The sequence below is a fragment of the Microbulbifer jejuensis genome, from assembly GCF_047289955.1.
Taxonomy (GTDB): domain Bacteria; phylum Pseudomonadota; class Gammaproteobacteria; order Pseudomonadales; family Cellvibrionaceae; genus Microbulbifer.
The window spans coordinates 1-24,520 of record NZ_JBLBUB010000013.1; the positions used below are offsets into that span (position 1 = coordinate 1).

Consider the following 24,520-nt stretch of genomic DNA (forward strand, 5'->3'; position numbering starts at 1 on the left):
TCAACCGAGGTTTCCAAAACTGGCATGGGCACCGGCATCAGCTTAGGCCGGGGCTTGTTCTGCTTGTTGCGCCAATAGGTGAAGGTGCTGAGCTTTAGCTTATGCTGCTGGCAGTAGGCTGCTTGGGATAGATCGCTGTTCTTCCAAGCACCGATGTGCTGCTGCCAGAAATCGGATTTACTCTGAGTGGCCATTCAAATCTCCTGATCATTAAAAATCAGGAGAGTAGTGAAAATCTGGCTGGACTTTCAGGTGGGGTTACTGGATCGCTTACACTACTTCGGAGGGCTGATCATCGGGAAAAGGTCAAAAGTCCTGTCTAATTGCCTGGCAGCGGCAATACAAAAAACCCCGCTGGAGGGCGGGGTCACAAGGGTTGTTGAAATCAGCTCTGCTTACTTAGCCGGTTCAAAAATGATTTTCAGCTTTTTCTTGCCCCAGGCACGGGCTTTCTTGATATCTTTTTCCATCCACACGTCGATGCGGTTTCTGAATCGCTTGTTCATACGGTCGCGCACAGTATAGGTACCCGGCAGTCCTTCAATCTTTACCTTGGCACCGTTGGTCAGGCCGTGTTTTTCCAGATCACGGGATACGGCGATCACTTTATCACCCGGGCGCAAGCGGTTGTTCCAGGCCGCTACCCAGGGGTCGCTGTCGGTCTGGCCGGGTACGGAATTGTAAGCGGTTGCGTCCACGACCATGGTTTTCTTGATCGCCGCCGATGCATTGACACTCATACCAATGGCGAGAAAAGCAGCCACAAAGAAGAAGGTATTACGCAGAGTCTGTTTCATCATGTCCCCTCCAGGAGTAAAGTGATCACAAGCCAAAAGGTGCTTATGAAGTTTAAGTATCCTTAGGAATAATTGATCAATATTTAATCAACGCTGGTTATATTACAGGTGGTGGCGGACCGATCAACTTTTTCTGTTAAACCACAATAACCCGTATGAAATGGCTTTTTTTTTCTCAAAAATAATCTTAAATACCTTTTCTTCGCTTTTTTCCGCAACAAGTTTGCGCTGTATGCTTTTTGTGCAGTTGAGGTTGGCGCTGACCCGCTCGCCCTTGGTAAATGATTTCCGGCAAAGAAAAAAAAGATGACAGCGATGTCATCCTAAGAGAAGGGAGTCCCCCGTCTGGGATGGACTGCTCGGACACAGAGGAGAAAGTAAAAAATTTCTCCGTGATTATTTGTGACTAGCCATTCAAAGCTGCTGAATCACTGGGGAAATGGCCTGGCAGGACGGAGAAACCATGTAGTCACAGGCTAGCTGGTAAACTCACACTGCGTTCAGAGGGAGGTTTCCGTATGCTGCACAATTGGCTGGATCTGCCGGCGCAGTGCAGAAAGGTAGTTGCTATCCTCTTCCAGGTCGGGAAACCCGTACCGAAAATCCAATTGTACAGCCTTATCCAGCCAGGTGATGGCTTCCGGAAGGTTGCCCTGCCATTCACAGACCTGGCCCAGATTGAAATAGGTAATGGCGAGGTTGTGCCATTCCCCCTGTTCCACCAGTCCAGCCACAGCACCCTTATAGAGGAGGTAGGCTGTGTTCAGCAGGTGAGTGCGCTGGGTGGTTGTGAGTTCGCTGGCGGCCTGCTGATGATAGGTGTGCGCCAGGGCAGAGCGGACCCTGGCGGCCGAGTGCTGTAATTTGGCACCGGAATCCAGATAGTCGAGTACGGATTGAAACTGGGCGCGGGCCAGCAAATACAGGTCTGGACGTGATTCGGCGCCCAGGGCATTCAAAATGATGCCATAACGGTAGCGCAGGGGCTGCTGCCTGGATGGATATGGCGCTAGGGCAGCAATGGCTTTTTCATAGAGGGGCAGAGCGTCGTGGTAGTTGCCGCTGCGGGCGAGGGCTTCGGCCTTATTGACCCATGCCATGGGGTTCTGGATACCGTTCCTGCCAAGTGTCGCGTCTTTGCGCCAGGTGTTTTGCACTGTAAACATAACAAGAAGCAGTATCGCCATGCCGAGGAGCACGTAAAAAAAGATCGGTAAACTGGCTGGGGCTTTGTGCACTGGGACTTCCCGCGGGCTGCTTTGGGTGGACGATTCAGGGGCGCACTTTTGCCGGCCCCTTACGTCAGTTAATCCCTAATTTTTGAGTTGTGCCAGCAGTCCCTGCAGAGGGTGGCGCAGACTAACACCCGCAAAGCGGTTTGCCTGGCAGCGGCAGGAGTAGCCGGTGGCGAGTTGGTTGCCCTCACCGTGGCTGAGTTTGGCGGCCCAGGACTGCTGGAAGATCACGCGCGAGGTTTCCTTGTGTACAGCCTCGTGACCGTAGGTGCCGGCCATGCCGCAACAGCCAAGGTTTTCGGTTTGCAGCTCAAGGCCAAGAGCGGAGAATACCGTTTGCCAGTCTTTCAACGAGGCGGTGGCAATGGTCTGCTCCGTGCAGTGCGGCAACAACTGAAAACTGCCGGGGCGCACCCGTTCGCGTTGTTGTGCCAAGTGATCCTGCTGCTCAGCCAGCCACTCTTGCAGCAGCTGGACTTTTGGCGCCCGTTCACCGAGGAGTTTTTTGTATTCCGAGCGGTAGGTGAGGGTCATGGAGGGGTCTATACCTACCAGGGGAATGCCACGTGCCGCCAGATTGTTGAGCATTTCGCTGTTGCCCTGAGCCACCCGCTGGAATTGGCGCAGGAATCCGTATACATGTAGTGGCTTGCCGTTGGCCCGGTAGGGCGCCAACAGGGGTACGAAATCCAGATGCTTGAGCAGGCGCAGTATGTCCGATACCACTTTGGCGTCAAAATAACTGGTAAAGGCGTCCTGCACGATAATCACTGCGCGACTGCACTGGGTGGGGCCCAGGGCCTCCAGGCAGGCTTTGCTGGCGGTGGGCACACCCAGTTCCCGCACCCTGGCCTTCAGTGTTACCTGTGAGAGCCGCGGGCTGTCCACCATGCCGAAAGCGCTCTCCATCAGGGCGGTTACCGGCTTCAGCTGCAATGGCCAGTTATAGAGCTGCGGCAGCTTTGCCAATTGCGGCATCAAAAATTCCAACCCGGCCACGGCATAGTCCCTCAATGGGCGCAGGTAGCGGCTGTAATACAGCTCGAGGAACTTGCTGCGAAACTCCGGCACATCCACTTTGATAGGGCATTGACCCACACAGGATTTACATGCCAGGCAGCCCTGCATGGCTTCATTCACTTCGTGGTTGAAATCGTACTCGCCACGCATTTTGGCAAGGGAGTTCACGATGCGTTTGGGCAGGCCGACAAAAAAGGAGCGTTCCCGGTATTTGCGTGCGCTGGCTATCGCATTCACATCGTGCCCGCTCAACAGACGCAGCCATTCCCGCATGAGTGAGGCGCGCCCCTTGGGTGAGTGAATCCGGTTGCGTGTGGCTTTGTAGGAGGGACACATGGCGTCGTCGGGGTTCCAGTTGAAACAGGCGCCATTGCCGTTGCAGTGTACCCCTTCGCTGTAGCCCTCCCATACCTGGGCGGGAATCTGCCGGTCGTATTCACCGCGTATCGCCACCGCGTCAATTTTCAACAGGTTGGTGCTGTCGTCGGGCGTGGCAATTTTGCCGGGGTTTAGCTGGTTGCGCGGGTCGAATGCGGCTTTGATTTTTTGTAGCTCGGGGTAGAGTTCCCCAAAAAATTCCGGCGCATATTCAGACCTGACTCCCTTGCCGTGTTCACCCCACAACAACCCCTGGTATTTCTGCGTGAGGGCCACCACCCGATCAGTGATGGGGCGTATGTGTGCCGCCTGCTGCGGGTCTTTCATATCGATGGCTGGGCGCACGTGTAATACCCCTGCATCCACATGGCCGAACATGCCGTAATCAAGGCCCGCTTCATCCAGAATCGCACGAAATTCGGCAATAAAGTCCGCCAGCTGTTCCGGGGGTACCGCAGTATCTTCCACAAACGGAATCGGGCGCTTTTCCCCCGGGGCATTGCCCAGCAGACCCACTGCCCGTTTGCGCATGGCCCAGATGCGATTGACCTCTGCGTGGCCGCGGGCGATGGAGTAGCCGAAGCTCTTGCCCGGCTGACCGATCACTTCGCCTATTTGTGTGGTGAATCTTGCCAGTGCACTTTCCAATTCCTCTTCGGAATCCGCTGCGTACTCCACCAGGTTGATTCCTTTGACCGGCCTGTCCTCTGTGGGGAAAAACCCGCTCACGCTGTGCCACACGATATCCTCCATGGCCAGCTGCAGTACCTTGCTGTCCACCGTTTCGATAGACATGGGACCGGCGTCCATCAAGTGCTTGGCGTCGCGCAGGGCATCCCGGAAGTGGTCGTATTTCAGGTTCACCAGCGCTACGCACTCGGGAATCGGCAGCAGGTTGAGTTTTGCCTCTGCCACAAAGCCGAGGGTGCCCTCGGAACCGCACAGCACACTGTTGAGGTTAAAGCACCCGTTCTCGCGGATATGGGCCAGATCGTAGCCGGTGAGGCAGCGGTTCAGCTTGGGAAATTTCTGCTCGATCAAATCTGCCTTTTGTCGCGCGATTTCGTCGCAGGTTTTGTGCACTTTGGCCGAGCGCTTATCGCCACCGCTGATTTCCCGCAACCGCGCTTCGTCTATGCATGAGGATTGCCACAGTTCGCCGCCTATGAGCACGGTATGCAGTTCCAGCACGTGGTCGCGGGTCTTGCCGTAGACACAGGAGCCCTGGCCCGAGGCATCGGTATTGATCATACCGCCAATAGTGGCGCGGTTGCTGGTGGAGAGTTCCGGGGCAAAGAACAGGTCGTGGTGTTTGAGTGCGGCATTCAGCTGGTCCTTGACGACGCCCGCCTGTACGCGCACCCAGCGTTGCTCCACATTGATTTCCAGAATCTGGTTCATATGGCGGGAGATATCCACCACCAGTCCGTCGCTGAGGGACTGGCCATTGGTGCCGGTACCACCGCCTCTGGGGGAGAGTACCACGGAGTGGAAGTCCTCCCGGTCGGCCAGTCGCGCCAGTAGCTGCAGGTCACGATTGTCGCGGGGGTATACCACTGCCTGGGGCAGTACTTGATAAATGGAGTTGTCTGTCGCAAGAACCATGCGGTTGGCATAACTGGGGGTGATGTCACCGCGAAACCCCGCGTCTGCCAGCGCCTGCAAAAACTGCAAATACAGCGCCTGAACCTCGTCAACTTCGCGCAATGCTGGAATCATGGGCTAATCCGTAGTTTCGGGTAGGTAGAGACCGCACAGATGACCGGTGGAAGCGGTGAAGTAAAGCCTCGCTGCCCAGCTGCCTGGAAAAAATGTGACCCCGCATTGTAGCTGTGATGTGGGTGGGCGCAAGCGCGATGTAGCCGAAGCCCTGGTGCCAGAAAGCTGTACAAAAGTAGTCCTTGTATAACTAAACGCGGCAGGCTATAAAAAAGAAACAGGTATTTTCCGCGCCTTAAAACCATGCATATCCAGTTGTTGCCTCACAAGATCCCGGTGGGAATCAGCCGTTGCGCGGTGGGTGATCCGGTGCGTTACAACGGCAGTCACAAGCACAGTAAAGTCTGCACCGAATTATTGGGCCACTGTTTTGACCTGCGCGCCTATTGCCCGGAGGTGGCGATTGGCATGGGCGTGCCGCGACCACCCATCCACCTGATTGTGAGCGACCGCCTGCGGGCGGTAGGGCGGGAGGATTCCGCTATAGAGGTTACCGAGGCATTGGAGGCTTATGCGGACCAGATTGTGCCAGAGGTGGAAAATCTGCGCGGTTTTATTCTGATGCAGAGGTCCCCAAGTTGCGGTGTGCGCACCACACCGCATTACAAGGCGGATGGGAAGGGCATTCTGGCCCACGATTCAGGGCTGTTTGCCGCGCGTCTGCGCCATCATTTCCCGCACCTGCCCCTGGAGGAAGTGGGGCGCCTGAATGCCAGCGGCCTTCGTGAAAACTTCCTCACCCGTGTATTTGCCTACGATGCCTGGCACCGCTATGTGGCCCCCGATCTGCGTCCGGCGCGGGTGATCGAATTCTATACTGCCTACAAATATCTCCTGCTCGCACACAGCCAACCCCTGACCCGCGCGCTCGGCCAGTTTATCGCCAATGTCCGTGTGTTGGGACCGAAGCAATTTGCCTGTGAAGTGCGGGGGAAAATGATGGAAATTCTTGCGCACCAGGCCAGCCGCGAGGACCGAACCAATGCCCTGATGCACAGCCAGGGGCACTTGAAAGGATATTTAAACAGGGCAGAGCGGGCGGAGCTGGCACAACTTATTGAAGCATATCGCCAGGGGCATAAACCCCTGTCTGCGGTGCTCACCATGCTGCGCCACTATTTGCCGCGCAGCCCGCACCATTTTATTCACAGCCAGGTTCTGCTCGCCGCGGAGCCGGCCGAACTGGGTTTGTGCGAATTCCGCTGAAAGCCACTATGGTTGACACTGCAATTCCTAAAGCGGCCCACCTGCCACTTCGCGAAGTGGCTCACCACGCGGTTCACTCGGTGACATTACGGGACTGAAAGCGCTGCCAGGGCCTGCTGTCCCCGCCTCGTATTTGCAAAGGCTACTGGGCATATCCACAACACTTTTTTGCAAAGGGGTGACCGAATTCGACACAGAGGCTTGACAAACCCCTCTGGCTGAGAGGAGGATTTTATTGAAATGCAGCGCGCTGGTCCGGATGAATTGGGGAAATTAGCCATTTTCGCTGTACTGCCGGTCGCCAAAGAAAGCGCGATTGCGCAACTGCGGGAGCCGCTGAAATAATGCGCCGAAAACTGTCCCTGGAGCGCGGTTTGGTATGGCTTCGCAGTGACCTGCGTATGCACGATAACTCGGCGCTGTACCACGCCAGTCAGTGTTGTCAACAATTGGCCGCAGTCTTTATTGCCTGCCCCGCCAGTTGGAAAAATCACGATGAGGGCAATACACTGGTGACCTTTCGCATGGCCTGTCTGCACGAATTGCAGACCCGGTTGCAAACCCGCAATATTCCCCTGTATTTCCTCCATATTTCCACCTTCTCCCAGGTACCCAAAGCCCTGCAGCATGTTGCGCTGCGCCTGAAAATCGATGGTGTATTTGCCAATGCGGAGTATCCAATTAATGAACAGCGCCGGGACACTGCCGTACGGGATATATTGTGCGAGCGTGGTATTCAAGTCGAGTACTATAGCGACCGCACCCTGCTGTCGCCGGGATCGGTTAGAACCGGCAATGGCGAACCCTATAAGGTGTTTACCCCCTTCAAGCGTACCCTTATTCAATTGTGCGCGGAAAGTGCGGTTAATCCTTTGCCGGTGCCGCGAAAAATGCCTGTGCCCGAAGGGGGCTCGCATTGGCCAAAATGGCTGGAAATGGGAGGGGGCGCCAGGCTGACCCAGAAAATACCCGGCCAGTTGCCGAACTACTCAATCGATAGCGCCGTGACGGGGGTGGTGAGGGGTTGGAGGGCTGGGGAGAAGGCGGCGCAGAAGCGTCTGAAGGTTTTTAGTGAGAGGATCACCAAATATCAGGCCGAGCGGGATTTCCCTGCATTCGACAGCACTTCTCGATTATCCCCCTATTTAAACAGCGGAGCCATTTCCATTCGCCAGTGCACCCATATGGCCCTCAGCTTAAATGATGGTTGTTGGCAGGGAGGCAGCGAGGGCATTGCCTGCTGGATCAGTGAGCTGATTTGGCGTGAGTTCTACACCCATCTGTTGGTGGACTTCCCTCGCCTGAGTATGGGACAGCCCTTTAAAGTGGAGACAGAGGGGGTTCCCTGGGTTTATAACCAAGATCTTTTTAACCGTTGGAGTCGCGGCGAAACCGGGGTCCCTATTGTGGATGCCGCCATGTGCCAATTAAATGAAAGTGCCTGGATGCACAATCGTCTGCGCATGATTGTGGCCTCATTCCTTAGCAAGAATATGCTGATCGACTGGCGCTGGGGCGAGCGCTATTTTATGCAGCACCTCATCGACGGCGATTTCGCCTCTAACAATGGCGGCTGGCAGTGGACGGCCTCCACAGGCACCGATGCCGCCCCCTATTTCCGCGTCTTCAATCCCTACAGCCAATCGCAGAGATTTGATCCAGACGGCACGTTTATCCGTCGGTATATCCCGGAGCTGGCCCTACTCAATGACAGGGAAATTCACAATCCACCTCCTGTTCCAGGTTATCCCCAGGTCATTTGTGATGTGGGGGCTGGGCGCAAGCGTGCGATTGCAGTTTTTGCTGGGCTAAAATAGGCATGGGGGTTTGGTTCCTCCAAACACTTGGGGGCTGGGAGATTAGATACTTGGCAGGGTGGGTGCTGGAAGGGCAGCCCACTGTCCAAAAAATCCGCGCTCTATCCCCAAAAACAGGTCCAGGCTGGTTGTTATACTGGCTTCGGGGCTGGACTGTCGGTCTCATCACCTGTCCAGCTCCCGAAGCTCCAGTATCCGGTTATGCCAGTAATGCTAGCCTATTGAAAAAACCGTTCGAGCGCCATTAAACGTCAGTAGAATCAGTGGAATGTTGGATAAAAGGAAAACGAAAAAGCGCAATTCAATTTTATTGCCCAGTGCCTGGATCAGGCTGTGCAGAATTCTCAAGGCAACATAAGTCCATGCGGCAAGAATATTGATAGTAGCCGAATCACCAATAACAGCCAGAGAGAGCGCGATGGCATAAAATATCGTTGGCTGCTCCATCAAGTGATTGTAGTTATCCGCTTTCCAGCGGACCTTCGCCGGTAGTTTTGACATCTGATCGCCGGCTGGGGCATTGGGGTCCATCGGCATTTTCGCTGCTGCAATGGCTGGCAGGCGGGTCACATACATCCATGCCCACATTACCAGTGACCAGATAACCAGCGCAACAACGGGTTGAATCATTAGCATTTTGGTATCCATATCTGCTCCCAAGACTATCCAGAATTATTATTTCTTATTCAACAATACCACACCAGGGCGGGTATGAGGGAAGTGCATCGTTAAAGCAGGGAAGAGACATTTACCCGGTGATGACTGAATCCCCAGTATCAACACCACAGGCGCGCTCAACAGCAAGGTTTTATCTCTATCTAAGCTTGCCATAATAGGGCATCCCAATTGGAATGCTGGAACGATGATGCCAGAAGCCCTCTATTTCTATTGTATTCATGCCAGGCTGAGTGCCGAATCTGCACTATAGGCGTGTACACAGTTTGGGATGGAGATAGAGTATGCCACGCATTATTGTTTACGCGCCTCGCCTGTCCAGAGAGAGAAAAGTTGCCAGTGTCGCGGCACTAATCCGGGCTTTTGAAGAAAGTACAGGGCTGGGTGCCAACCTGCTTACAATCCATATTGAAGCGGATTCCTACGATAACACTGGTGTAGGCGGGCAACTGTTAACCGATACCTGCCCTGAAATTTCGGAACGTGAAAAACAATTTTTGAATATCGGTGCTTAACCTCCCATAGGAAAAGGTATTTGGGGAGGCAGGCGTTTACTCGCGAGATCAGTTGCACCGCTGCAATTGCAGGCAGGATACTGAATTCAAGGATTATTTGACTATTGTGGAAGTGGTTGACCATATCAGAAACTTAACGCTTATTGAACGCGGCTTTGGTTCTACGGGAAGCAGGGCGCCCGGTCAACGGGGATAGCCTCTTTGATCGCCGCTTCGGCCAATAGGCGGTTGGAGTTGAGTGTTGGAATTGATGAATTACTATTGTCGATAATTAATGGAATCTCTGTACAACCAAGAATAACGCTATCGCATCCCGCATCTTCCAGATCATTAATGATCTCCTGAAAGTATCGAACAGTTTCTGGCTTGAAAATTCCATAGACTAATTCGCACATAATCAGTTGGCCTATGTTTTCTATCGCTTTCTTCGGCGGGCGCTGCCAACTGAGCCCGGCAGTTGCTATCTTTGCCGGATACACATCGCTTTCTACCAGCCACTGGGTGCCCAGTATGCCGAGTTTTTTGTATCCGAGTGCCTGTGCTGCCGCAACCACACAATCGCTGATATGGAGCCAGGGCAGGGGGGATCTTTGTGCAACATAGTCGAAAGCCTGGTGGATTGTATTGTCCGGACAGGCGAGAAAGTCTGCCCCCTGTGCTTTGAGCTTGTTGGCAGAAGAGAGCATCAGGTCGCCAACCCCCCGCAGGTCATTTGCCGCAAGGCATTTCACATAACGGGCCAAAGAATGGGTGTGCATGGAGATCTCGGGATGGGCATGCTCACCGAGATATTTTCTGCTCTCTGTACAGATAGTCTTGTAGCAGAGAGCCGCGCCTTCGGCGGAGCAGCCAACAATGCCAATATGCTTTGTGTTATGCCGGTCTTTCATATTCTATTCCTTTAGGAAGCTTTGAATATAGTTGAGCTATTGAGGCATTGTAAGGGGTGTGTCCGAACCTGGTTGGCTTCTCAAGGTTTCGTGAATGAGGGTAGTAAGTTTAAGGTGTTTCAGGTAATTAGAGAATGTCTCGGCAGCAGAGAAGATATCTGTACTGATTGGACTATCAACAGGTGTGCCGGGTTTTTGTTGATCTATAGATGTCCAGGTTCCAACGGCAATTGTGTGTCTTACCATCGCTGGGTGTTTGACTGAATGCACATCTTTAAGCGGGATACGCATTGGTGGAAAAAGGTAGGCCACTTTTTTCACTTCGTTGTCGTTATCGGCACTGGCGCAGCCTGGAGCAGGCCTGAAATTCAAACCGGTACCGGGTTTGTTCTCACTTGTATTACTGGCAGCGCTTTATCAGGTATTGTATCGATAGCGGTGGAATTACCCCGCACAGAAGAGTCTTAGCAGTCAGGGTTATGACCATGCCTGGGGCTTTATCTGTAACTGGCTGTCTTTTTTCGAGCGGCACACCCCATGGCGGACCAAACGCCCATCTCGGGTCGGAGACTGCCATAGAGCAAATATCCACAGCATTTTCTGCGGTTAGAGTCCTAGAAACGCCTAAGTAATGCGTATTCTGCGGTGATATAGAGTCATCGATTACAGCTACGGTCGCTATCTTAACGGCACAAACAGCGGATAAAGTGTTAAAAGCGTGACAGATTTTACTCCCCGATTCAGTCTGCAAAGTGAGGCCCTGGCTTGTGAAGGCTCCAATGTCTGGGCCGTCAGTGATCGGGCCCACAGCTTGGCCAGGAAGGGGGAAGATGTCATTTTTCTCTGTGTGGGGGACCCCAATTTCGATACCCCCGAGCCCATTCTGGACTTTGCCCGTGCCCGCCTGGGCGTGGGGCGCACGCACTATTCACCCGCCGCCGGTGAGCCCATGTTGCAACGCGCTATAGCGGATATTGAGAGCAGGGTGTCGCCACATCCCTGCAGTCCCGATGATGTGGTGGTGTTTCCCGGCGGGACTAACGCCATTTATGCTGTGCTCTCCTGCCTGCTCAACCCCGGTGAGGAGATAGTGATCCCCGAGCCGATGTATATCGGTTATGTGCCCATCTGTGACAATCTCAGGCTATCGGTGAAACGGGTGGCCTGCCCGGCAGAGAAGGACTTTGCCTTTGATGTGGAGGCGATCAAGGCGGCCATCAGCGAGCAAACCCGGGTGGTGATGATCAATACTCCGGTCAACCCCACCGGTGCCATGGCGACACCGGCGCAGCTGCGTGCGCTTGCGGCCTACTGTCGCAAGCGGGCTATCTGGCTGGTGTGCGATGAGATGTACTCCATGATCACCTTTGCTCGCCGGCACACTTCGCTACGCACGGCGGCGGAAGCGCTGGACAATATTGTCGTGATTGATGGCCTGTCCAAATCCCACGCCATGAGTGGTTGGCGCCTGGGTTGGGCGGTGGCGCGGGGGCCATTGGTGGATCGACTGGCACAGTTTGCCGGTGCCACTATCTTTGGCTGCCCGCAGTTTATCCAGGAAGCGGCCGCGTTTGCCCTGGAGTTTGACAGTTACTTTGTCAAGCAGATGTGCGATGCCTACGAGCGGCGCCGCGACCTGATTGTGGCACGCATTGGCAGGATACCGGGCCTCGGCTGCTATAGCCCAGAGGCAGGTATGTTCGTGATGGTGGATGTGTCCGATGTGGCCGCCTCGGGGCAGGAGTTTGCCGAGGCCCTGCTGGATGCCGAACGGGTTTCCGTGCTGCCCGGCGCGCCATTCGGCCAGAGTGCAGTGAACCATGTGCGCCTGACGCTTGCCGCAGATGAGGTAGTGTTGACCCGTGCACTGGACCGCATTGAGCGTTTTGTTACCCACAGGTGCCGCCAGGTCGGCTGAGCGGACGACTGCTCATTTCATCCGGCCATCCTTGCCGAGGCGAGAAGTTCTACCCGACCACGGGGATAGAGTGTTTCAGCCACCGGCGAATACCGCTATCCTTGCCTCCTTTCAGACTCAAAAGAAACCAACTTCGTGAAAATTGACCGGCATAATTTGCGTATTTTGCAAGCACTGCAAACTAACGCCCGTATTAGCAACCTGAATTTGAGTGAACAGATTGGATTGTCAGAGAGTGCCTGTCTGGCCCGGGTGAAGCGCCTGACCAGTGAGCGTTATATCCGCGCATTCCTTGCGGAGATAAACCTGGATAAGGTGCGCCATGCTGAATTTTATGTGAATGTGGCACTGAAACGCCAGGATGCGCGGACCAGTGAAAATTTCCGCCATATTATCAATGATATCCCTCAGATTGTTTCCTGTGTGAAAATGTCCGGGGAGTTTGACTATATGCTGCGATTTATATGTCCGGACGCAACGGACTTCAATGTAGTATCTGAACAACTGCTGGCCAATGAAGCAGCGGCCATATCCCGTATGACTTCGCATTTGGTGATTGAGAAAACCCAGCGGTTCACCGGATATCCCCTCGAACTGCTCTTCAAAGATTAAATGTTATTTCAGGTGCCGGCACAGAATCCGGTTTTTTGTATCAACCAGGGACACACGATCCTCGGGTGAATATTAGGGCTTTTGGCGGCTGGAGCCTCATATATACTGTAGTCACACTCTAGTCGAGCCGTAGGACCTTTGGGGCCGATTGCAAGAAATGTTCGATTACTACGGTTGGAGGGGAATAAGCGTTGAAATACTTTGGAAGGATTTACCTGGCTTGCAATGCGTTGATTTTTGCGTTTGTGGGTCTGGGGGCATTACTTAACCCGCAAGCTTTCGCCGCTGTGATCGGGATCACATTCAATAACCCTGCTGCAATGCCTGAATTTCTCGCTACTTACGGCGGTTTTACACTGGCAATCGCTGTAGTTCTGCTGATTGCGCAGGCATTGCGGCGGTATCGCAGGGTGGCTTATGCGGCACTTTCGATCGCCTATATCGGCTTTGCGCTCGGCCGGTTGTACGCCATGCTGTTCGTCAGTGGATTTGACGAGCGCAACCTGCTGTTTTTCTTTTTGGAAGTGGTAATGGTGGCCTGGGGGCTTTTTTGCTACCGCGAATCTCGCTGGCTGCCTCTCCAGCACGGTCATTAGTTTACCCCCGGCAATCCTATAGAAGGCTATAAACTGTCCGCTATTGCCTTTGAGGTACCGCTGCAATTGCGTATAGCCGCCCCGATTCCAAAGGCTTGTGTCAGTCTATGGCCAGTGGCGGTCCCCGCCTGTAGGGATTAGCAATCAACTTTCGCTTATGAATGTTGCCCACAGCTAACGGGTTGCGTCCTGGTGCGTTTGGCCAGCTGCGGGCCGGATGGGTCAGGCCGGTATATTACCGCTAGGGCTTAAGTTAATATGGGTGCCGGATGCCTTCTCTTGCGCTGCGCCATACTGCTTCCCGTCTACCGCCCGGCGAAAAGCGAGTTTGTAGTCTTTGAATTCCGTACCCATCCAACGGTCCCACCAAGTAAAGTAGAAGCCGTAGTTGCCCTGGAAACGCTGGTGATGTAGGTCGTGGTGGGTGGTGGTGGTCATATTGTCCAATGGGCCGTCCACCCAGCTGCGCGGATGGAACTCGCAGCCCGTATGCAGCATGGCGTTGCGGAAAATCATGATAAACACGAAAGAGAGCCAAATAGTCGGGTGTAAGGGAATCATGAGGACGATCAGTGGGGAGAAGAGTCCATTTAGTGCGGCCTCACCCACGGAAAAGCTGTAGGCCGTCCAGGGCGTGGGGGTTCGGGACAGGTGGTGCAGGCGGTGGAAGTGCTTGAACACTTTTGGGTGGTGCATTCCCCGGTGAGTCCAGTAAAAGTACGCATCGTGCAAAAGGATTAGCACCGGCAGGCTGGCGATATTCCACCACATGGGGTAGTCGCTCCATTGCCAATATAATTTTGTCAGCCCCATCTCTTCAAGCAGGCTGACAATGGTGCCGATTACGGTAAAAACACACACGGTCAGCATGGAGAAGCTGACCTCGCGGCGTATATCCTTCCACCCCGCACGGTGCTTTTGAATACGGCGCCGGTGCATCCAGGTGCGAAACAACCAGCCTGCGCAGATACTCATGACAGAGGCTGCCAGCACATAGCGAAACAGGGTCAATTGAAAGTGTTTGGCTCCGTATTGGGCCAGGTCCATTAGAAAATCCATACACTCACCATCAATTTTGTATTGGGAATGGAGACGTCGTATCCCTGCTATATAACCCGGCAAACGGATCGGTTTGTCATGACCATTGTTAATGGTTGCCCTTAAAATACTGGCGAAACGTGTACCAAATTGCCTGAATCTCAAAGGCGCCCGCCGCCCTGTGATTGACGGTGGCACCATTCCGTACAGCACTGTCGCACAAACCTGTTTGGTTGCCGTGACAGCATATCGGGATACCGTGTACCACCCTTATCAAGGTGCTACTTGCAGTGGTGCTCCCAGTCTGGAGAGATTTCCATGGCGCGGCTTGCGGAAAGTGAAAAACTTCTAACGGATTTCGAACCCGCACCGATTCAGGTAGGTAACTTTTGCCGGCGGTACTCAGTTGGGGTCAGGTTGTGACGGCGCTTGAAGGCGGCGTTGAAAGGGCTCAATGAACGGTAACCAATATCCAGGGCGATGGTGAGTACCGGCAGGTGGGCTTGCTCGGGATTGGCCAGGCGTGCGCTGGCCTCATCGATACGGAACTGGTTCAGATATTCGTTGAAATTGCGATAACCCAGATGGCGGTTGATCAGGATGCGCAATAGATGCTCGCGGGTATCCAGTTGCTCAGCCAATTCACGGATAGTGAGCCCTGTCTGGCGATAGCCCCCGTTTTGCATATGTGCCCGCAGCTTTCTCATTTGCGCCAGCTGTTGTTCATCCGGAGAGGGCACTTGTGTAGGAGCGGGAGCCGCCTCTTCGATGGGGGCGGCCGACGGGGGCAGGGACTCCCCCAAAGCACTGGGTGACAGTGCCAGCAACCATAGGCAGGCGGCGAGGGAGAGCAGGCTGGCGAGTAGCGCATGCAGGGTTGGCACTCCGTTGGGTACGGGGCGGTAGGTAAACAGGGATTCGGCGCCGATCACAATCAACATGTAGACACCCACTGCAATCAACAAAATGGCGCGCAGCCGCCGGCGTTCCTCTACCAAGTCCGAGTGGAATTGCCCCAGCAGCGTCAGCATGCCGGCGCCAACCAGGCCCATGCTGAGTAGCTGAGATAGGTTAAAGAGCAAGGCCTGGATCCCCGAAGCCAGGGAAACTGGCGCGTACCTTACAAAAATACTCGATGCAATAGAGAGGCCGATAGGTATCCAGCCCCAGCGCGGGAAGGGCTCTTCCTCCCGGCAAAGCAGGTGGGTAAAGAGCCAGAATGCTGCGGGCACAAGGATAACCGGCAGGTTGACCAGGAACGCGCCTGTCAAAGGCATTGGCGGCAGTGTCGGCCACAGCAAATAGCAGATGACGCCAACCAACACCAGTATCAGCCAGCGTCCGGCGGCCAGTCGATGGTGATTCAAAGACACTTTTGCCGCTGCCAGCACTAGCAGTGCACAGGCGCCGCCGGAGAAAAATAAATAACCGGCGGTCATGGCTTATCTCCAGCGTGTTGCCCAGGCATCCAGAACCTTGCGGCTATAGGTATGGCGACCGTAGCTGCCATTGTAATAGGCAAGGGCGTTAGCGAGGTTGCCTTTGGCCTTTTCGATATAGTGCTTGAGGATGGTGCAGCCATAGCGCAGGTTGGTATCCATATTGATCAGGTTGTCATCCGGGCGCCCGATTTCCTTTTTCCAGAAAGGCATGACCTGCATCATGCCCCGGGCACCGACACGGGAGACTGCGTAGGGATCGAAGGCACTCTCTACCTGGATTACGGCGAGTACGATCTCCGGGCGCAGGCCGGCCCGGGTGGCTTCCCGGTGCACTGCCTTTAACACCTGCATACGCTCTTTCGGGTCTTTGATATAGCGGGAAAGTGGTTGGGATTTTGACATCAGCCACACTTCGGCATCGAAGCGATCCACAAAGCTGCCCGCCTGGGTGATGGCTTCCTGTAACGCGAGGCGCAACTCAGGGTCGACCTCCACAGTGGGACTTTGGGATTCGGCACTGCTCCAGGCCAGGCAGAGCAGCAGAGCAGCAGTAGCTTTTCTCATCATGCCAGGGATTTTACGAAAAGCCTGAGAAAATGGGCAGTCCCTATTTTGACGGGTGGTATCACCCACTTTGCCTACCGCTTCCCCGGTAAGCGGGACCTCCGGCCCAAACTTCGGCGGACCGGAATACGGGGTGTCAGTAGTCAATTTTCTCCAGCAGCACGGCCTCCAACTGAGAGAGGGCAAATTCCTGGGCCTCAATATCGGCGCGGCCCTTGTACTCTGCCACGCCCTTTTCCAGGCCGCGATCGCCAATAACAATGCGGTGGGGAATACCCAGCAGCTCAATATCCGCCAACATGGCGCCAAGGCGCGCCTTGGGCTCGTCCATCAGCAGCACATCAATGCCTCTACTGTGCAGGGATTCGTACAGGTGTTCGCACTTGTCCCGGACCGCGTCGCTCTTGTGCATATTGATGGGCACAATTGCCAGTTGGAAGGGGGCAATGGCGTCGGGCCAGAGAATACCGGCACTGTCGTGGTTCTGCTCGATGGCTGCGGCCACAATACGGGACACACCGATGCCGTAGCAACCCATGGTCATCCGCTGCTCTTTGCCGTTCTCATTGAGGATGGTGGCGTTCATGGCGCGGCTGTACTTGTCGCCCAACTGGAAAATGTGGCCCACTTCGATGCCACGCTTGACTTCCAGGGTGCCCAGGCCATCCGGGCTGGGATCACCGGTGACGATATTGCGCAAATCCTCGACGCGGCCGAGTTTCACATCGCGGCCCCAATTTACGCCGGTGTAGTGATAGTCGTCGCGATTGGCACCACAGATAAAGTCCGCCAGATGGGCAGCGGACCTGTCCACAATGGTTTCAATCTGCATACCCACCGGACCCAGTGAGCCGACAGTACAGCGCAATTCTTCAGCGATACGCGGCTCGGGGGCAAACTGCAACGGGCTGGCGACACCGGTCAGTTTTTCCGCCTTGAGTGTATTCAGGTCGTGATCACCGCGCAGTATCAAGGCAATGAGCGGTGCGCTTTCGCCCTGTTCACATTCACCCAGAACGATCAGTGTTTTCACGGAGTGTGCCGGGTCTGCCGTGAGAAAGTCACTTACCGCAGCGATGGATTTTTGACCCGGGGTATACGCCTCCCGCATCTCCCGACTGGGTTCGGGCCGGGCCCCGGCAGGCGCGACGGCTTCCGCCAGCTCCACATTGGCGGCGTAGCGGGAATCTGTGGAGAAGGCGATATCGTCCTCACCGCTCTGCGCCAGGACGTGGAACTCGTGGGAGCTTGAGCCACCGATAGCGCCGGTATCCGCCAGCACCGGGCGATAGTCCAGGCCAATGCGCTCAAAAATACGGCAGTAGGCGTTGTACATAACATCGTAGGTCTCCTGCAGGGAATCCGCGCTGGCGTGGAAGGAGTAGGCATCCTTCATGGTGAATTCACGCGCGCGCATCACGCCGAAGCGGGGACGAATCTCGTCGCGGAATTTGGTCTGCACCTGGTAGAAATTGGCCGGTAGCTGCTTGTAACTGTTGATTTCGTTGCGGATCAGGTCTGTGATCACCTCCTCGTGGGTTGGCCCCAGACAGAATGCATTGCCGTGGCGGTCGCGGATGCGCAGCAGCTCGGGGCCGTACTGCTGCCAGCGCCCGGACTCTTCCCACAACTCGGCCGGCTGTACCACCGGCATCAGCACCTCGAGCGCGCCGGCGCGCTCCATTTCCTCGCGGACGATGCGCTCGACCTTGCGCAACACGCGCAGTCCCGTGGGCAACCAGGTGTAGAGGCCCGACGCCAAGCGGCGGATCATGCCCGCGCGCAGCATCAGTTGATGGCTGATGACTACGGCATCGTTGGGTGTTTCTTTTTGGGTTGCAATGAGATAACGGGATGCGCGCATAGGGATTAACTGGGATTTATTAGCTGTAAACCGGGTATTTTACGCTATTTACCGCACAATAAATATTCCTGCGGCGGCTTTGCGGTATGGGGCGTTGCCAGCGATAGAACGCGGCGGTTGTTGCCGGTGGCACGGGCAAGTCCGCTTGGTGATATCCCGACAAAAAAAACCCCGCGTATGCGGGGTTTTCAGCTCTGGGGCCGGCGGAGGATCAGGTCTCGGCCATTTCCTTCAGTTTTTTCAGCGGGCGGACTTTCACCTGAATGCTCGCCGGCTTGGCCTTGAACATGGTCTCTTCGCCAGTGAAGGGATTGATGCCTTTGCGGGCCTTTTTAGCTGGTTTCTTCACCGTGGTGATTTTCAGCAGACCCGGCAGGGCAAATTCGCCAACAGCGCGCTTCTTGATGTGGCCTTCGATGATATCACCTAATTCATCCAGAACGGACTGGACCTGTTTGCGAGACAGTTCGGTATTTTCAGCAATCTGGTTCAGAACCTGGGTCTTGGTGTACTTCTCCTTGATAGCCTTTACTTTCTTGGCCGGTGGTGCGGCTTTCTTAGCCGGAGCCTTTTTGGCAGCGGCTTTTTTGGGAGCAGCTTTCCTGGTAGCCATGGCTGGTTTCCTTCTTTGTTGTTCGGTGTAAGTCCGGTAAGTGTGTTTCTACTCCCGCTGCACTGCGTCCAAAAACGGTGGTCTCAGCGGGTGCTAACGGGAAGTATATATAGTTTTTGCAAGATCGTACGAGGAAATACTGGAAAAATAGTGCTTTTCTGTGTTTTTTAACCTTTGAACCGGTCCCTGGGAGCCTCTTGGCTGGCCGATAGGGCGGAGCCGCTTCTTCCCTCTGTAGGGCTCATGTATACTCTCTTCCCTTTTTCAAGCACCGGGTACTGAGTAATGCCGATCTATGAATACCAGTGCAATGCCTGCGGCCACGAGATGGAGGCCCTGCAGCGCATGAGCGATGACCCGCTCAAGGATTGTCCAGTTTGCAGTAAGGCCGAGTTGAGCAAGAAAATTTCAGCAGTCGGATTTCGCCTAAAGGGAGGGGGTTGGTACGAGACGGACTTCAAGACGGGCAATAAGAAAAACCTGGCCGGCGATGCGGCCAACAGCGGTAAGGCCAAGGGCGACAAAGCCGCGAAAACGGCTGGAAAGACGGCCTAGGCCCGCGATGTGTACGCTCAGTTAACCATTTCACCATCGATAACGGGAATTTTTATCCATGCGCAGCGACTTCTGTGGCGTTCTTCGTTCCGCGGACATTGATCGTATAGTAACCCTTTGTGGCTGGGTCGATCGCCGCCGCGACCACGGCGGTGTGATTTTCATTGATCTGCGTGATCGGGAGGGCATCGTTCAGGTGGTATTCGACCCGGATGCTGCCGAGTATTTTGAGCTGGCTGATCGCGTGCGTGGCGAGTATGTGTTGAAGGTCACAGGCCGGGTGCGCGCCCGCGCTGCGGAGGCCTTGAACCCCAATATGGATACCGGTGAGGTGGAGGTCTACGGGACCGAACTTGAGATCCTTAACAGTGCCGAAACCGTCCCCTTCCAACTGGACGAGCACACCGAAGTGGGAGAGGACGTTCGTCTCAAATACCGCTACCTGGATTTGCGCCGCAACGAGATGCAGCACAATCTGCGCTTTCGTTCCAGGCTTACCACAGCGATTCGCAACTACCTGGATGCGCACGAATTTCTGGATATCGAGACCCCGATCCTCACGCGCGCCACGCCGGAGGGCGCGCGCGATTATCTGGTACCGAGCCGCACCCACGAGGGCAAGTTCTTCGCCCTGCCGCAGTCCCCACAGCTGTTCAAGCAGCTGTTGATGGTGTCGGGTTTTGATCGCTACTACCAGATTGCCAAGTGTTTTCGCGATGAGGACCTGCGTGCCGATCGCCAGCCGGAGTTCACCCAGGTTGATATCGAAACCTCTTTTCTGGGGGAAGAGGAGATCATGTCCATCACCGAGGACATGGTGCGGGCGCTGTTTAAGGCGTTGAAGGGTGTGGAACTGGGGGCCTTCCCCCGTATCACCCACTACCAGGCCATGCTGCGCTATGGTTCCGACAAGCCGGATCTGCGTATTCCCCTGGAGATGGTGGAAATCAAAGACCTGATGACCGAAGTGGATTTCAAGGTGTTCTCAGGACCCGCCAGCGACCCCAAAGGGCGAGTGGCCGCAATCAGGGTGCCCGGTGGTTGCGACAAGCTGACCCGCAAGCAACTGGACGATTACGGCAAGTTTGTCGGTATCTATGGCGCCAAGGGGCTCGCCTATATCAAAGTCAACGCGCGCGCCGACCTGGAAAATGGCCTGCAGTCGCCGATCGTCAAATTCCTACCTATAGAAACCCGCGCCGCCATTCTCGACCGTCTGCAAGCGGAAGACGGTGATATCATCTTCTTCGGTGCGGACAAGGCCAGGATTGTATCGGAAGCCCTTGGCGCACTGCGCTGCAAGCTGGGCCAGGACCTGAACCTCTATACCAGTGAGTGGGCACCCCTGTGGGTGGTGGCTTTCCCGATGTTCGAGGAAAATGACGACGGTAGCCTCACCGCGCTGCATCACCCCTTCACCGCACCTTCCTGCACCCCCGAAGCGCTGGAGCAGAACCCATTGGGTGCCCTGTCCCGCGCCTATGATATGGTGCTAAATGGCACCGAACTGGGTGGTGGTTCCTTGCGTATTCACGATCAGGTGATGCAGCAGGCGGTATTTCGTATCCTCGGTATAGATGAAGAGGCGCAGCGCGAGAAGTTTGGCTTCCTGCTCGATGCCCTCAAGTACGGCGCGCCACCCCATGGCGGTCTCGCTTTTGGCCTGGATCGCCTGGTGATGCTGATGACCGGCAGCGATTCCATTCGCGATGTGATCGCATTCCCGAAAACCCAGAGTGCCGCCTGTGTCATGACGGATGCCCCGGGTTCGGTTGACGCCAGGCAGTTGCGCGAGCTGAATATCCGCCTGCGCCAGAAGGAAGAGATTATCCGCTGATTTTCCCCGGTGGGCTCAGCGAAGTGAGCCCATCAAGCTCATGCTGTGGGCAATGTGTGTTGCCCACTTCCCACTCCGCGCACTGATGGAGAGAGACGAGGATGGCCGGACATAGTAAATGGGCCAATATCAAGCACCGCAAAGCAGCCCAGGATGCCAAACGGGGCAAGGTTTTCACCAAGATCATCCGCGAGTTGACCGTGGCCGCCAAGGGAGGAGGCAACCCCGATGATAATCCAACCCTGCGCGCCACTATCGATAAGGCACTGGGTGCCAATATGAAGCGCGACACCATTGATAAGGCCATTGCCCGCGGCGTAGGCAATACCGATGGTGAACACTTTGAGGCGGTGGTTTATGAAGGTTACAGTGTCGGCGGTGTGGCGGTACTGGCGGAGTGTCTCACCGACAACCGCAACCGCACCGTGGCAGAGGTGCGTCATGCTTTTTCCAAACGCGGTGGCAACCTGGGTACCGATGGCTCGGTGAGTTATCTCTTTTCGCGCAAAGGACAGTTGTACTACGAAGCCGGGGTCGATGAAGAGGCGCTGATGGAGGCGGCTCTGGAGGCCGGTGCCGAGGATATTGAGACTGACGACGACGGCAACGTCGAAGTGACCACGGAATTCCAGGACTACCTCACCGTCAAGGATGCACTGGTTGAGGCCGGCTTTATGCCGGATAGCGCCGAGATAGCCATGATCCCCTCCACCACCATAGCGTTGGATAAAGAGGCAGCGGAAAAAGTGCTGGCACTGGTCGAGATGCTGGAAGACCTGGACGATGTGCAAAATGTTTACACCAATGCGGATATTCCCGTTGAGGTGATGGAGGCACTTGGCTGAGGATTCGTTCCCTCCCCCAGGGGCAGGCGCCGTCCTGCCCCGGCTTTTACCGCTGCACCCCGCGTTCACCCTTGACGCCTTCCCCCCGCCTTGGGACACTCCCATTACTATATAAACATACAGATATTGAGGGAGCTGCCTTTTGACCCGGATACTGGGAATTGACCCCGGCTCACGCAAAACAGGCTACGGCATTATCGATGTCAAGCGCGGCAGTGCCCACTATGTGGCCAGCGGGGTGATTCGTATCCCAGAGGGCCCTTTGCCACAGCGCCTGAAATTGATTTTTGATGCAGTAAGCCAGATTGCCGAGCAATACCGGCCTGTGCAAATGGCGATAGAAAATGTTTTTATGGCAAAGAGTGCCGGTTCCGCCTTGAAGCTGGGGCAGGCCCGTGGCGCTGCCATTGTGGCCGGTGCCAACCGGGGCCTTGAGGTGGCCGAATACGAGGCGCGCAAGGTCAAGCAGGCAGTGGTGGGCAACGGCGCTGCAGACAAATTGCAGGTGCAGCATATGGTCAAAACGCTGCTGTCGCTGCCAGCCTGTCCGCAGGAGGATGCCGCAGATGCCCTTGCCGTGGCGCTGTGCCATATGCATACGGGGCGGCTCCCAGCACTTGCTGGCGGCGCCATGCCCAGTCGCTTTCGCAGGGGCCGTCTCAGTGTTTAGGTGCGTTTATAGGCAAAGCCATACCTCCACGGGTGGAAAATCAGAAACCTGGAAAAACACATGATCGGAAGATTGAGCGGTACCCTGGCTGAGATGCGGCCGCCATTATTGTTGGTGGACGTGCACGGAGTTGGCTACGAGGTGCTCGCGCCCATGACCACTATTTTCGAGCTGCCGGCTTTGGGGCAGCCGGTGCAGTTGCACACCCATCTGGCGGTTTCCGAGACAGTGCAACAGCTATACGGCTTCATCCGCGACGCCGAGCGCAAAGTGTTTCGCACCCTGATCAGGATCAGTGGTGTAGGCCCCAAGCTGGCTTTGGCCATTCTGTCTGGCCTGGATGTCGCTGCCCTGGCCCGCTGTGTGGCGGAAGACAATGTGACGGCACTGGTGAAAGTGCCTGGTGTGGGAAAGAAGACCGCCGAGCGCCTGATTGTCGAATTGCGTGATAAGTTGACACCGGAAGTGAATGACGCCAATGGTATTCCGCTGGTGCCGGCCACTACGGCGCCCAGAGTGGATCATGCCGGTGAGGCTGAAAGTGCCCTGGCAGCATTGGGCTATAAGCCTGCGGAGGCCAGTAAAATGGTGGCCTGGGCCGGTAAGACGCAGCCGGATGCCGACAGCGCGACCCTGATCCGTCTGGCACTGAAGGGTATGGCGCCCGCTTAATCTGGAGTGGTTTTCATGATCGAAGCCGATCGCCTGGTGGCGCCCCAACCCGTGGGGCCTGTAGGCCAGGAAGAGCAGTATGATCGCGCTGTACGCCCCAAAACCCTGGCGGACTATGTGGGCCAGCCGGTGGTCTGCGAGCAGATGGAGATCTTTATCCAGGCGGCCAAGCTGCGCAAAGAGGCCCTGGACCATACCCTGGTGTTCGGTCCGCCGGGCCTGGGCAAAACCACCCTGGCCAATATTATCGCCACAGAGATGGGCGGCGCCATCAAGGCTACCTCCGGCCCGGTGCTGGAGAGGGCCGGTGATCTGGCGGCTTTGATGACCAACCTGGAGCCGGGAGATGTTCTGTTTATCGACGAGATACACCGCCTGAGCCCTCATGTGGAGGAAGTCCTGTACCCGGCCATGGAGGACTACCAGTTGGATATCATGATTGGTGAGGGTCCGGCGGCTCGCTCTATCAAGCTGGACGTGCCGCCTTTTACACTGGTTGGCGCCACAACCCGGGCGGGTCTGCTCACCTCTCCCCTGCGGGACCGTTTCGGCATCGTGCAGCGGCTGGAGTTCTACAGCGTTGAGGATTTGACTCATATCGTGCACCGTTCTGCGGGCCTGATGGGGGTAGGTATGGACGAGGGCGGTGCCCTGGAAGTGGCGCGGCGTGCCCGCGGCACCCCGCGCATCGCCAACCGCCTGCTGCGCCGGGTGCGCGATTACGCGGAGGTGCGGGGCGATGGCTCGGTCGATTCGGCGATCGCCGACGCCGCTTTGAATATGCTCAATGTGGATGCCAGGGGCTTCGACCAGTCGGACCGGCGTATGTTGCTGGCCATGATCGAGAAATTCGATGGCGGCCCGGTCGGTGTGGACAGCCTTGCTGCAGCAGTGAGTGAGGAGCGGGACACGCTTGAGGATGTGCTGGAACCTTACCTTATCCAGCAGGGTTATATTGCCCGCACGCCGCGGGGGCGGGTGGTGACCGGACTTGCCTATGAGCACTTCGGTTTGCCGAAACCCGATAAATAAAACGGAAAGG

The 24,520-nt window shown here is 55.7% G+C and carries 23 protein-coding genes; 12 read left to right on the forward strand and 11 right to left on the reverse strand.

Features of this window, described 5'->3' with window-relative positions:
- The 4 genes from tnpA to ydiJ form a co-directional block, all read right to left on the reverse strand.
- Positions 1-194: IS66 family insertion sequence element accessory protein TnpA (gene tnpA / locus ACL7TT_RS09715; protein ID WP_413395025.1), on the reverse strand; the 194-nt coding region annotated here is incomplete at its 3' end.
- Positions 195-395: 201 nt separating this feature from the next.
- Complete coding sequence (locus ACL7TT_RS09720; RefSeq protein ID WP_299942490.1) at positions 396-800, reverse strand: 3D domain-containing protein; 405 nt, start codon at positions 798-800, stop codon at positions 396-398.
- 497 nt (positions 801-1,297) lie between these two features.
- Positions 1,298-2,035, reverse strand: a complete 738-nt coding sequence (locus tag ACL7TT_RS09725; RefSeq protein WP_413395027.1) for a tetratricopeptide repeat protein — start codon at positions 2,033-2,035, stop codon at positions 1,298-1,300.
- A gap of 75 nt (positions 2,036-2,110) precedes the next feature.
- Positions 2,111-5,149 carry a D-2-hydroxyglutarate dehydrogenase YdiJ gene (gene ydiJ, locus ACL7TT_RS09730; protein WP_413395029.1) on the reverse strand — a complete coding sequence of 1,013 codons (3,039 nt, stop codon included), beginning with the start codon at positions 5,147-5,149 and terminating at the stop codon, positions 2,111-2,113.
- A gap of 258 nt (positions 5,150-5,407) precedes the next feature.
- On the opposite strand from ydiJ, the gene ACL7TT_RS09735 reads away from it, so the two are divergent.
- Both ACL7TT_RS09735 and ACL7TT_RS09740 read left to right on the forward strand, forming a co-directional pair.
- Positions 5,408-6,355 carry a YbgA family protein gene (locus tag ACL7TT_RS09735; RefSeq protein WP_299942487.1) on the forward strand — a complete coding sequence of 316 codons (948 nt, stop codon included), beginning with the start codon at positions 5,408-5,410 and terminating at the stop codon, positions 6,353-6,355.
- 344 nt (positions 6,356-6,699) lie between these two features.
- The gene (locus tag ACL7TT_RS09740; protein ID WP_413395031.1) at positions 6,700-8,172 is read left to right on the forward strand and encodes a cryptochrome/photolyase family protein; all 1,473 of its coding nucleotides are present in this window, start codon (positions 6,700-6,702) and stop codon (positions 8,170-8,172) included.
- Positions 8,173-8,385: 213 nt separating this feature from the next.
- Here the strand turns inward: ACL7TT_RS09740 and ACL7TT_RS09745 are convergent, their stop codons facing one another.
- On the reverse strand, positions 8,386-8,820 hold the full coding sequence (locus ACL7TT_RS09745) for an MAPEG family protein (protein ID WP_413395033.1): 435 nt from the start codon (positions 8,818-8,820) through the stop codon (positions 8,386-8,388).
- A gap of 311 nt (positions 8,821-9,131) precedes the next feature.
- Here ACL7TT_RS09745 and ACL7TT_RS09750 point away from each other — a divergent pair, with 311 nt between their 5' ends.
- Positions 9,132-9,362, forward strand: a complete 231-nt coding sequence (locus ACL7TT_RS09750) for a tautomerase family protein (RefSeq protein ID WP_413395035.1) — start codon at positions 9,132-9,134, stop codon at positions 9,360-9,362.
- A gap of 161 nt (positions 9,363-9,523) precedes the next feature.
- On the opposite strand, the gene ACL7TT_RS09755 is transcribed toward ACL7TT_RS09750, so the two are convergent.
- Complete coding sequence (locus tag ACL7TT_RS09755) at positions 9,524-10,252, reverse strand: aspartate/glutamate racemase family protein (protein WP_413395037.1); 729 nt, start codon at positions 10,250-10,252, stop codon at positions 9,524-9,526.
- 718 nt (positions 10,253-10,970) lie between these two features.
- Here ACL7TT_RS09755 and ACL7TT_RS09760 point away from each other — a divergent pair.
- The 3 genes from ACL7TT_RS09760 (at position 10,971) to ACL7TT_RS09770 (ending at position 13,378) form a co-directional block, all read left to right on the forward strand.
- The gene (locus ACL7TT_RS09760; protein WP_413395039.1) at positions 10,971-12,170 is read left to right on the forward strand and encodes a pyridoxal phosphate-dependent aminotransferase; all 1,200 of its coding nucleotides are present in this window, start codon (positions 10,971-10,973) and stop codon (positions 12,168-12,170) included.
- Positions 12,171-12,305: 135 nt separating this feature from the next.
- Positions 12,306-12,782, forward strand: a complete 477-nt coding sequence (locus tag ACL7TT_RS09765) for an Lrp/AsnC family transcriptional regulator (protein WP_413395041.1) — start codon at positions 12,306-12,308, stop codon at positions 12,780-12,782.
- A 191-nt stretch (positions 12,783-12,973) separates the two neighbouring features.
- Entirely contained in the window at positions 12,974-13,378 is a 405-nt protein-coding gene (locus ACL7TT_RS09770; RefSeq protein ID WP_413395042.1) for a DUF4345 family protein, read from the forward strand.
- A gap of 222 nt (positions 13,379-13,600) precedes the next feature.
- Here the strand turns inward: ACL7TT_RS09770 and ACL7TT_RS09775 are convergent, their stop codons facing one another.
- The 5 genes from ACL7TT_RS09775 to ACL7TT_RS09795 all read right to left on the reverse strand — a co-directional run bounded on the left by ACL7TT_RS09775 (position 13,601) and on the right by ACL7TT_RS09795 (position 18,899).
- Positions 13,601-14,437 (reverse strand): sterol desaturase family protein, encoded by an 837-nt coding sequence (locus ACL7TT_RS09775; protein ID WP_299942479.1) that lies wholly within the window; start codon positions 14,435-14,437, stop codon positions 13,601-13,603.
- Between the two features lie 353 nt (positions 14,438-14,790).
- The gene (locus ACL7TT_RS09780; protein WP_413395044.1) at positions 14,791-15,855 is read right to left on the reverse strand and encodes a helix-turn-helix transcriptional regulator; all 1,065 of its coding nucleotides are present in this window, start codon (positions 15,853-15,855) and stop codon (positions 14,791-14,793) included.
- Positions 15,856-15,858: 3 nt separating this feature from the next.
- Positions 15,859-16,425 carry a lytic transglycosylase domain-containing protein gene (locus ACL7TT_RS09785; protein ID WP_299942477.1) on the reverse strand — a complete coding sequence of 189 codons (567 nt, stop codon included), beginning with the start codon at positions 16,423-16,425 and terminating at the stop codon, positions 15,859-15,861.
- Positions 16,426-16,558: 133 nt separating this feature from the next.
- Complete coding sequence (locus tag ACL7TT_RS09790; protein ID WP_413395047.1) at positions 16,559-18,286, reverse strand: proline--tRNA ligase; 1,728 nt, start codon at positions 18,284-18,286, stop codon at positions 16,559-16,561.
- A gap of 211 nt (positions 18,287-18,497) precedes the next feature.
- Complete coding sequence (locus tag ACL7TT_RS09795) at positions 18,498-18,899, reverse strand: HU family DNA-binding protein (protein ID WP_299942475.1); 402 nt, start codon at positions 18,897-18,899, stop codon at positions 18,498-18,500.
- 285 nt (positions 18,900-19,184) lie between these two features.
- Here ACL7TT_RS09795 and ACL7TT_RS09800 point away from each other — a divergent pair, with 285 nt between their 5' ends.
- From ACL7TT_RS09800 to ruvB, 6 genes are all read left to right on the forward strand, one after another.
- Complete coding sequence (locus ACL7TT_RS09800; protein ID WP_413395049.1) at positions 19,185-19,454, forward strand: FmdB family zinc ribbon protein; 270 nt, start codon at positions 19,185-19,187, stop codon at positions 19,452-19,454.
- A 58-nt stretch (positions 19,455-19,512) separates the two neighbouring features.
- The gene (gene aspS, locus ACL7TT_RS09805) at positions 19,513-21,291 is read left to right on the forward strand and encodes an aspartate--tRNA ligase (protein ID WP_413395051.1); all 1,779 of its coding nucleotides are present in this window, start codon (positions 19,513-19,515) and stop codon (positions 21,289-21,291) included.
- 101 nt (positions 21,292-21,392) lie between these two features.
- Entirely contained in the window at positions 21,393-22,136 is a 744-nt protein-coding gene (locus tag ACL7TT_RS09810; protein ID WP_299942472.1) for a YebC/PmpR family DNA-binding transcriptional regulator, read from the forward strand.
- A gap of 142 nt (positions 22,137-22,278) precedes the next feature.
- Positions 22,279-22,806 carry a crossover junction endodeoxyribonuclease RuvC gene (ruvC, locus tag ACL7TT_RS09815; protein ID WP_299942471.1) on the forward strand — a complete coding sequence of 176 codons (528 nt, stop codon included), beginning with the start codon at positions 22,279-22,281 and terminating at the stop codon, positions 22,804-22,806.
- A 60-nt stretch (positions 22,807-22,866) separates the two neighbouring features.
- Entirely contained in the window at positions 22,867-23,478 is a 612-nt protein-coding gene (gene ruvA / locus ACL7TT_RS09820; RefSeq protein WP_413395054.1) for a Holliday junction branch migration protein RuvA, read from the forward strand.
- A 15-nt stretch (positions 23,479-23,493) separates the two neighbouring features.
- Entirely contained in the window at positions 23,494-24,510 is a 1,017-nt protein-coding gene (gene ruvB, locus ACL7TT_RS09825; protein WP_413395056.1) for a Holliday junction branch migration DNA helicase RuvB, read from the forward strand.
- Positions 24,511-24,520: the final 10 nt, after the last annotated feature.

Coding starts and splice junctions, on each gene's coding strand:
- ACL7TT_RS09740 (WP_413395031.1), top strand. CDS start 6,700: ATGCGCCGAAAACTGTCCCTGGAGCGCGGTTTGGTATGGCTTCGCAGT.
- aspS (WP_413395051.1), top strand. CDS start 19,513: ATGCGCAGCGACTTCTGTGGCGTTCTTCGTTCCGCGGACATTGATCGT.
- ACL7TT_RS09745 (WP_413395033.1), bottom strand. CDS start 8,820: ATGGATACCAAAATGCTAATGATTCAACCCGTTGTTGCGCTGGTTATC.
- ACL7TT_RS09750 (WP_413395035.1), top strand. CDS start 9,132: ATGCCACGCATTATTGTTTACGCGCCTCGCCTGTCCAGAGAGAGAAAA.
- ACL7TT_RS09785 (WP_299942477.1), bottom strand. CDS start 16,425: ATGATGAGAAAAGCTACTGCTGCTCTGCTGCTCTGCCTGGCCTGGAGC.
- ACL7TT_RS09800 (WP_413395049.1), top strand. CDS start 19,185: ATGCCGATCTATGAATACCAGTGCAATGCCTGCGGCCACGAGATGGAG.
- ACL7TT_RS09790 (WP_413395047.1), bottom strand. CDS start 18,286: ATGCGCGCATCCCGTTATCTCATTGCAACCCAAAAAGAAACACCCAAC.
- ruvA (WP_413395054.1), top strand. CDS start 22,867: ATGATCGGAAGATTGAGCGGTACCCTGGCTGAGATGCGGCCGCCATTA.
- ACL7TT_RS09780 (WP_413395044.1), bottom strand. CDS start 15,855: ATGACCGCCGGTTATTTATTTTTCTCCGGCGGCGCCTGTGCACTGCTA.
- ACL7TT_RS09795 (WP_299942475.1), bottom strand. CDS start 18,899: ATGGCTACCAGGAAAGCTGCTCCCAAAAAAGCCGCTGCCAAAAAGGCT.
- ydiJ (WP_413395029.1), bottom strand. CDS start 5,149: ATGATTCCAGCATTGCGCGAAGTTGACGAGGTTCAGGCGCTGTATTTG.
- ruvB (WP_413395056.1), top strand. CDS start 23,494: ATGATCGAAGCCGATCGCCTGGTGGCGCCCCAACCCGTGGGGCCTGTA.
- ACL7TT_RS09775 (WP_299942479.1), bottom strand. CDS start 14,437: ATGGATTTTCTAATGGACCTGGCCCAATACGGAGCCAAACACTTTCAA.
- ACL7TT_RS09755 (WP_413395037.1), bottom strand. CDS start 10,252: ATGAAAGACCGGCATAACACAAAGCATATTGGCATTGTTGGCTGCTCC.
- ACL7TT_RS09720 (WP_299942490.1), bottom strand. CDS start 800: ATGATGAAACAGACTCTGCGTAATACCTTCTTCTTTGTGGCTGCTTTT.
- ACL7TT_RS09810 (WP_299942472.1), top strand. CDS start 21,393: ATGGCCGGACATAGTAAATGGGCCAATATCAAGCACCGCAAAGCAGCC.